Raw genomic sequence first — 4,669 nt, forward strand, 5'->3', positions numbered from 1 at the left:
TAGCACGCCAGTTCATGCTGATAAAGGAAAAAACCGGTGTTCGATTTTGTTCCATTTGCTGGAGCCCGGTGGCAGGTGATGGGCTTCGATGCAGATGCCGACGCTGACCCAGCCGAAATTGGCGGCCAGATCGTAGACGCCATATGGCACCGCGCAGCCAAGTTCCTTGATCAGGAAATCATGCACCCGCAATTCTTCGGGTTCTGTGCCTGCGCTGAAGAAGCCTGGTTATGCGGGGTGGAGACATAGCGCTTTGCCATGGGGCTGATGATCTGGGGCCCGGGGATGCGGCGATTATTGTTACGCAATCAACGCACAAGCAGCTTGCCGGGTTTTCTCAGGCATCGCAGATACATGTAAAAGATTCGCATGCGCTGGCGCAGAAGCGGTATGTGACGCATCAGCGTTTTAACGATTCTTTCATGATGTACGCTTCAACATCTCCATTTTATCCCTTCCTGGCCTCGCTTGATGTGGAAGCGTTATGGTGAACGGGCGCAGTCAGTACTCGACTATTTGGCGATGCTGGAAGCGCGCCGCCGGAACATTTTTGATCGAAATCAATGCACTTGCGCGGTGTTCCAATGAGTTTGCCGCTCTGCATGGGAGGATTGGCAGTGGCGCAGGTGAGATTGGCGGAGACGGCGGCCGGGATGATGACCCGTGATGTGATTACGGCTGGTCCGGCCGATACCGCGGCGGGGATTGCCGCGAAACTGGGGGAGCACGGCATTAGCGCGGTGCCGGTGGTGGATGCCGCGGGCGGGCTGATGGGGATTGTGAGCGAGGGGGATCTGATGCATTCCTTTGGATTGCGCAATGCCATGCGCCGGGCCTGGTGGTTGGATATTCTGGCCGAGGGCGAGGAGCTGGCGCCGGAGTTTATGGATTATATTCGGGTGGACAACCGCAGGGCCACGGATTTGATGACCCGTGATGTTGTTAGCGTGACAGAGAGCGCCGGCATCAATGAAATTGCCGATCTACTAACGCACCACAGGATCAAGCGCGTGCCGGTGCTGCGTAATGGGCGGGTTGTTGGCATTGTCAGCCGGGCGGATATTGTCCGCACACTCGCGCGCGGGGGGGGCGGCTAGGCTGTTTGCAGAACGGAATTAGAAGCATACAGTCATGATCGCGAGATATGGCAGATTGTAAGCCGGGAGGGCCATGATGGCGAAAAAGCATGAAGCGGTGTGGCGTTCCGGGCTTATTTGGCTGGCGCTTTTTCTGCCTCTGCTGATCCTCTCGCTGCTCAACCAGTCCAACCAGGCCAAGGTGGAGACCATTCCCTACAGCCAGTTTCAGGCGCTGTTGCAGGCCGGGGGGGTAGATAATCTCATGGTGGGGACGGATGTGATCACCGGTACGCTGAAAAATGCTCCGGCCGGGCAGCCGTCGCAATTCACGACCGACCGTGTGGACCCCGCGCTGGCGCGCGATTTGGAGAAATCCAAGGTGACTTTTGCCGGGGCGCCGGCGCCGGGGCTGTTTGCCTCTATCCTGGGCTGGGTGGCGCCGATGCTCCTGTTTGGGGTGCTCTGGTTTGTGCTGCTGGGCGGTCGCATGGGCGGGGTGGGTGGCGGTATGCTGGCCGTGGGCAAGAGCAAGGCGCGGGTTTATGCGGAAAGTGCCGTGCCGGTGCGCTTCAAGGATGTGGCCGGGGTGGATGAGGCCAAGGCGGAGCTGAAGGAGGTTGTGGATTTTCTGAAAAATCCAGGCGCCTACGGGCGGCTTGGGGCGCATGTGCCAAAGGGCGTGCTGCTGGTGGGGCCGCCGGGGACAGGCAAGACCTTGCTGGCGCGCGCGGTGGCCGGAGAGGCGGGGGTGGCGTTTTTTTCCATCTCCGGCTCGGAGTTTGTGGAATTGTTCGTGGGCGTGGGGGCGGCGCGGGTGCGCGATTTGTTCGTGCAGGCGCGCCAGCAGGCGCCGGCGATTATTTTTATCGATGAGCTGGATTCATTGGGGCGCGCGCGCAACGGCATGACGCAGGGCGGCGGCAATGACGAGAAGGAGCAGACGCTCAACCAGTTGCTGGCCGAGATGGATGGGTTCGATCCCTCAAGCGGCGTGGTGCTGCTGGCGGCGACCAATCGGCCGGAGATCCTCGACCCAGCGTTGCTGCGTGCGGGGCGGTTTGACAGGCAGGTGCTGGTGGACCGGCCAGACCGTAAGGGGCGGGTGGATATTCTGAAGCTGCATATCCAAAAGGTGAAGCTGGCGGCGGATGTTTCCGTTGAGGAGATCGCCGCGATGACGCCGGGGTTCACCGGCGCTGATTTGGCGAATCTGGTGAATGAGGCCGCGCTTTTGGCGACGCGGCGCGATGGCGCGGCGGTGACGCTGGAGGATTTCAACCAGGCGGTGGAGCGGATTGTCGCGGGGCTGGAGAAGCATAACCGGCTGCTGGCGCCCAAGGAGCGCGCGGTGGTGGCGCACCATGAAATGGGCCATGCGCTGGTTGCCATGGCCTTGCCCGATGTGGACAAGGTGCAGAAGATTTCGATCATTCCGCACGGCATTGCGGCGCTTGGCTACACCATGCAGCGCCCGGTGGAGGACAGATTTTTGATGGGCCGTGCGGAACTGCTGAACCGCATGACCGTGCTGATGGGCGGGCGCGCGGCGGAGACGCTGCTATTTCCCGATGTTTCAACCGGGGCGGCGGATGATCTGATGCGCGCGACGGAGATTGCGCGCTCCATGGTGGTGCGTTTTGGCATGGATGAGACGCTGGGGCAGGTGACTTTTGAGCCTGAGCAGTCGCATCTGCTGGGCGGCGGCGGGGTGGACTGGCGGCCGCGCCAGTATAGCGAGGCGACGGCGGCGGCGATTGATGCGGCGATCCGCGCCTTGGTGGATACGGCGTTCGCGCGGGCGAAGCTGATATTGCAGGAAAACATGGCATTGTTGCGTGAGTCGGCGGCAGGGCTGCTGGAGGCGGAGAGTTTTTCCGGTGGGAAACTGGAGGAACTGGCCAGGCGGGTGAAGCCTTGGCGCGAAGCGAATGGCTGAGGCGCAGGCCGAGGTTATTGCGTTTCTGGGAGAGGGGAGCAGCTACGGTGCGCCGGGGGCGCTGGTTGAGCGGATCGAGACGCATATATCAATTGTGTTTCTGGCGGGGGAGCATGCGTATAAGCTGAAGCGCGCGGTGAGATTTTCCTATGTGGATTATTCCACGCCGATGTTGCGGGAGATGTATTGCAGGCGGGAACTGGCGCTGAACCGGCGCAGCGCGCCGGAGCTGTATCTGCGGGTGAGGGCGCTGACGCGCGCCGCCGATGGCGGGCTGGAATTTGACGGCGCCGGCCAGGCGGTGGATTTTGTTTTGGAAATGCGCAGGTTTGCACAGGATGATCTGCTGGACTGTCTGGCGGCGGCGGGCAGGCTGACGCCTGCGCTGATGCGCGATGTGACCGATGAAATTGCCGCGTTTCATGAGGCGGCGGCGGTGGCGCCGGGGTTTGGCGGCGCGGCGGCGGTGGGGCGGTGATTGCCGAGAATGCGGAAAATCTGACGCGGGCGGTGCCGTTGTTGGACGCGGATGCGGCGCGGAAGGTGAGCGCGGCGGCGCTGGTTGTGCTGGAGGGGTTGGCGCCATTACTGGAGGCGCGCAAGGCTGCGGGGAGGGTGAGGCGCTGCCATGGGGATTTGCATTTGCGCAATATCTGCCTGCTGGAGGGCCGGCCGCGGCTGTTTGATTGCATCGAATTCGACGAGAATTTTTCCTGTATCGATGTGTTGTATGATCTGGCGTTTTTGCTGATGGATTTGTTGCACCGTGGATTTACGGCGCAGGCGAATGCGGTGTGCAATCGGTATTTGGACCGCACCGGGGATGTGGGCGGGATGGCGCTGTTGCCGCTGTTTATCTCGATGCGCGCGGCGGTGCGGGCGCATGTTTTGGTGGCGCAATATCGTAACAATTTGGCGGCGGCGGGGCTGGCGGCGGCGCGGGCGTATCTGGCGCTGGCGGGTGAGGCGCTGCGGCTACGGACGCCGTTTCTGCTGGCGATCGGCGGGTTGAGCGGGACGGGGAAATCAACCATTGCGGCGGCGCTGGCATGGCGGTTGGGGCCGGTGCCGGGCGCGCGGGTGATTCGCAGCGATGTAGTGCGCAAGCAGATTTTCGGCGTTGCGCCGGAGGTGAGGCTGCCTGCGGCGGCGTATGACGCCGGGACCAGCGCGCGGGTTTACGCGGCGATGGAGGAACAAGCGCAAGAGGTGTTGGCGGCGGGGTATCCGGTGATTGTGGATGCCGCGTTTTTGGCGGTGGAGATGCGGGCCGAGGCGCGGGCGCTGGCGGCGCGCGCGGGGGTGGGATTTTGCGGTGTGTGGCTACAGGCGCCGGTGGCGGTGTTGGCGGCGCGGTTGGCGGGCCGGCGGGGCGATGCGTCAGATGCGGATGCCGCGGTGATGCGGGAGCAGGCGGTTGAGGGGGCGGTGGATTGGCTGGTTGTGGATGCCACGGCCGGGACCGGGACGCAGGTGGCGCGGATATTGGATGCGCTGATTTTGCGTGGGCTGGTTGTGGATGCTCCACGTGGAGCGGTTACGCAAAAAACCTTATAACGCGTTGTTATTTTTAGTAAAGATTTCGCTTGCACCCCAATTTGTGCGGATTTGATACGAAAAAACAATAAAAAACAATAATACCAGTCAGCCTTAA

At 62.0% G+C, this 4,669-nt stretch carries 4 protein-coding genes and 2 pseudogenes; 5 read left to right on the top strand and 1 reads right to left on the bottom strand.

The features are described 5' to 3' along the window. Nucleotides 1-204: pseudogene (locus PHE40_RS10590) on the bottom strand (ISAzo13-like element transposase-related protein); the annotation flags it as partial. A gap of 65 nt (nucleotides 205-269) precedes the next feature. Here PHE40_RS10590 and PHE40_RS10595 point away from each other — a divergent pair. The 5 genes and pseudogenes from PHE40_RS10595 to PHE40_RS10615 all read left to right on the top strand — a co-directional run. Further along, nucleotides 270-482: pseudogene (locus PHE40_RS10595) on the top strand (hypothetical protein); the annotation flags it as partial. Between the two features lie 102 nt (nucleotides 483-584). Next, entirely contained in the window at nucleotides 585-1,097 is a 513-nt protein-coding gene (locus PHE40_RS10600) for a CBS domain-containing protein (RefSeq protein ID WP_299961562.1), read from the top strand. Nucleotides 1,098-1,173: 76 nt separating this feature from the next. Continuing rightward, entirely contained in the window at nucleotides 1,174-3,015 is a 1,842-nt protein-coding gene (gene ftsH, locus PHE40_RS10605) for an ATP-dependent zinc metalloprotease FtsH (protein ID WP_408839067.1), read from the top strand. After that, nucleotides 3,008-3,493 (top strand): hypothetical protein, encoded by a 486-nt coding sequence (locus PHE40_RS10610; RefSeq protein ID WP_299961566.1) that lies wholly within the window; start codon nucleotides 3,008-3,010, stop codon nucleotides 3,491-3,493. The genes ftsH and PHE40_RS10610 overlap by 8 nt, the downstream gene beginning before the upstream one ends. Then, entirely contained in the window at nucleotides 3,490-4,572 is a 1,083-nt protein-coding gene (locus tag PHE40_RS10615) for a bifunctional aminoglycoside phosphotransferase/ATP-binding protein (RefSeq protein ID WP_299961568.1), read from the top strand. Before PHE40_RS10610 ends, PHE40_RS10615 begins: the two co-directional genes overlap by 4 nt. Nucleotides 4,573-4,669: the final 97 nt, after the last annotated feature.

The sequence above is a fragment of the Acidocella sp. genome (assembly GCF_028687955.1).
Classification (GTDB): Bacteria; Pseudomonadota; Alphaproteobacteria; order Acetobacterales; family Acetobacteraceae; genus Acidocella.

What these genes read in the sequence shown, in the direction of transcription:
- ftsH (WP_408839067.1), top strand. Translation starts at nt 1,174, where the DNA reads ATGGCGAAAAAGCATGAAGCGGTGTGGCGTTCCGGGCTTATTTGGCTG.
- PHE40_RS10600 (WP_299961562.1), top strand. Translation starts at nt 585, where the DNA reads ATGAGTTTGCCGCTCTGCATGGGAGGATTGGCAGTGGCGCAGGTGAGA.
- PHE40_RS10610 (WP_299961566.1), top strand. Translation starts at nt 3,008, where the DNA reads ATGGCTGAGGCGCAGGCCGAGGTTATTGCGTTTCTGGGAGAGGGGAGC.